Annotated in this window: 4 protein-coding genes; 1 reads left to right on the top strand and 3 read right to left on the bottom strand. The window is 43.2% G+C overall.

Annotation, left to right across the window (positions count from 1 at the left end; genetic code table 11):
* Positions 1-454: DNA polymerase IV (gene dinB, locus BCT81_RS15110; RefSeq protein WP_102424962.1), on the bottom strand; the 454-nt coding region annotated here is incomplete at its 3' end.
* Between the two features lie 162 nt (positions 455-616).
* Here dinB and BCT81_RS15115 point away from each other — a divergent pair.
* On the top strand, positions 617-1858 hold the full coding sequence (locus BCT81_RS15115) for a response regulator (protein WP_102424960.1): 1242 nt from the start codon (positions 617-619) through the stop codon (positions 1856-1858).
* Between the two features lie 112 nt (positions 1859-1970).
* Here BCT81_RS15115 and nqrM read toward each other — a convergent pair whose 3' ends face one another.
* Positions 1971-2225, bottom strand: a complete 255-nt coding sequence (gene nqrM / locus BCT81_RS15120) for a (Na+)-NQR maturation NqrM (RefSeq protein WP_004737624.1) — start codon at positions 2223-2225, stop codon at positions 1971-1973.
* A gap of 16 nt (positions 2226-2241) precedes the next feature.
* Positions 2242-3246 (bottom strand): FAD:protein FMN transferase, encoded by a 1005-nt coding sequence (locus BCT81_RS15125; RefSeq protein WP_102424961.1) that lies wholly within the window; start codon positions 3244-3246, stop codon positions 2242-2244.
* Positions 3247-3303: the final 57 nt, after the last annotated feature.

Below are 3303 nucleotides of genomic sequence, written 5' to 3' on the forward strand. Positions count from 1 at the left end.
GAGCAATACCAGCAGACGCCGTTAGATTAAGTTCATTCCAGATATCACGACGAATCGATTCAGCGATAAGTGTTGCAGAGCCATGGCACTGCTTTGAATCGGTTACATCAAGAAATGCTTCATCCAACGACAACGGCTCAATCACCGAAGTATACCGAGAGAAAATCTCACGGATCTTTTTAGATATCTCGACATAAACAGACATTCTTCCCGGCACTACTAACAAGTTAGGACATAGTTGTAGCGCTTTAGCTGTCGGCATGGCCGAACGAACACCAAACTTACGTGCTTCATAATTGCATGTGCTGAGCACACCACGCTGCTTTTCGTGCCCGCCTACAGCCAATGGTCGGTTACGATATGCCGGGTTATCTCGCATTTCTACAGCCGCGTAAAAACAGTCCATATCGACATGGATTATTTTTCTCACTTTCTCTTGGTCCGCACTACACATTAACCAGTAACTCAACCTTACAACTGTATCTATGAACAGTATAATGGATAATTGTTGGTTTTAAAATGATCTAGAGTCCAGCTCAACAGGTTTAGCTTCAATCGCCACCTACTCTTCTGATAGTATTGTTAGGAGTATTTAGTCTATAAGTAGGGATAGCTTTTGAGTGAAAAAATACTAGTAGTAGAGGACAGTCGCGCATTCAGAAACTACCTTTACCAGCAATTTAAAAACGATGGTTATGAAGTTGCGCTCGCAGAATCTGTGGCTGAAGCCAAAGCTATCTTAGAGCAAGAGACGGATTTCTTGTGCGCCGTGCTCGACTACTGCCTACCTGACGGCCAAGATGGTGAGATCATTGATTTAGTGCTCGGCTATCAGCAAAAAATCATCGTGCTTACCGGCATGTTCAACAACACCCTACGAGAACAAGTTCTGGCTAAAGGTGTGTTGGATTACATCCTCAAAGACAGCATGTCATCGGTCAGTTACTTGCTACCGCTTGTAAAACGAATCTCGAATAATCGACACCATAAAGCTCTGGTTGTTGATGATTCTGCTGTGGTTCGCCGATATGTCGTTCAACTTCTTGAACACCAATATATTCAAACCGTTCAGGCAGAAGATGGAGAGCAAGCGCTCGCACTGCTGCAAAACGATCCTGATATCACCGTTGTGGTCACTGACCACGATATGCCAAATAAAGACGGTATTTCGATGACTCGTGACATTCGAGTGCAGCACGACCGTAACCAACTCGCTATCCTTGGCTTATCAGGCAGTGATGACCGCACCATGACCGCTCGTTTCCTTAAAGCTGGCGCCAATGATTTCCTCTATAAGCCCTTTAATCAAGAAGAATTCTTCTGTCGAATTCATCAACTCCTCGATATGAAAGAAGCGACGAGTGAGCTGTTTCGTCACGCTAACGAGGATGCCCTTACTGGCCTATGGAACCGTCGTTATTTATTTAATCAGACGTGTAAAGGTTGTGAAGAGCGCAATATTGCCATGATGGATATCGACTTCTTTAAAAAAGTGAACGACACCTATGGTCACGATGGTGGTGATGCGGTGTTGATTGAAGTTGGAAAAATTATCAAACAACACTTTAAAGACGACTTGCCCGTTAGGTTTGGCGGAGAAGAGTTTTGCATTCAATCATGCGGCCCATTTGAACAGTTTGTGGAAGAGTTAGAATCCATGAGAGATGCAATTGAAAGTCACCAAGTGATGCATGATTCACAAATCATTAAAGTGACCATGAGCATTGGGGTAACCGATCAAGTGGGCTCTTTAGATGAACAGATTAAAGCCGCCGACGAACTGCTTTATACCGCTAAAGAACAAGGTCGAAACCAGCTAGTGTGCGCTCGCAATAATCTTCAGTTAGTTAACGAGTAGCTGAACCTTTCTAAGCATGAATCCAATTAGCGAAAAACAAAAAAAGCCCAAGGCACATACCTTGGGCTTCTGTTCTTGGAAAGCTTAATTCGCTCCCCATCGATATCGCTGATTAAGCAATACGATCTTTATTCCAAGCTGCTTCTTTTTGCTGACGTTCAGCCAGTTTCTCTTCGCGGTAAGCTTCACGAGCTTCACGCTTTTTGCGCGCGTCACAAGGTTCTGGGCAGTTACATACTTTATCAATACCAACTGCACCTAAGCCACCACAGCTACCTTTAACTACTTTCTTTTGAATGATGTAGCCAATAGACATTGCTGTAATCACAGCTAGAAAAACACCAAATGTAATCAGAAATGTATTCATAATTTTCTCGCTTACCTTATTTACCTAAGTATGGCTTAAATGCTTCAGAAGCAACTTCTTTAAAGCCATCTGCTGTTTTTACCACCATGAACACTGGGATGTTATGTTGGTTTGCGACTTCCATTCCTTTCTCTTCACCTAAGACCATAAGGCCTGTAGATAAGCCGTCTGCAGTCATTGAAGACGAGTTTAAAACGGTTACAGAAACAACTTTATGGTGAAGAGGCTTTCCTGTTTCAGGGTTGATGATATGTGAGTAACGAACACCATCACGTTCAAAATAGTTACGGTAATCACCAGAGGTTGCGATAGCCATGTCACCCGGTTCGATGATCTCTTGGATATTACGCTCATCAACACTTGGTTTCTCGATTGCGATGCGCCAGCCTACATTCTCACGGTTTAAACCTTTCAGACGAATTTCACCGCCAACTTCAACCATATAGTTATGGATGCCAATAGAATCTAGGTAGTCTGCGACTACGTCAACACCCCAGCCTTTCGCAATAGTTGATAGATCAACATACAAGTTAGGTAGGTCTTTCTTCAACATGTTGCCTTCAACACTGAGGTGATGAATACCAATCTTAGCCTTGCGAGCCGCCAGCTCTTCATCTGATGGTACAACTTCAGGGCGAGCTTCAGGACCAAAGCCCCATAAGTTAACTAATGGACCAACCGTTACATCCAGTGCTCCTTCAGTAAGACCGTTCAAACGAATCGCTTCTTTCACAACCGTCGCTGTTTGCTCAGACACTTCGAATGCGTCAGCACCTTTGTATTGGTTAAAGCGGCTCAACTCTGAATCTTCACGGTACGTCGACATCTGGTCGTTTACTTCTTCAAGTAGACGATCGATTTCAGTATGAACTTCATTAGACTCAGGAAATTCATCACTATTGATGTATTTAATATTGTAACTCGTGCCCATCGTTGGGCCACTCAAATGCACTTGCTCTCTTGACTGCTCACAGCCCGCAAGAAAAATCAAAGAAGTTAATGCAACAAGCCAAATTCTCACTTGCTTACTCCTGTCTAATGTTGAGGATTTATATAAGGAAAAATAAGAGTAAAAAAT

This window comes from Vibrio sp. 10N.261.52.A1, assembly GCF_002876325.1.
GTDB classification, from domain to species: domain Bacteria; phylum Pseudomonadota; class Gammaproteobacteria; order Enterobacterales; family Vibrionaceae; genus Vibrio; species Vibrio chagasii.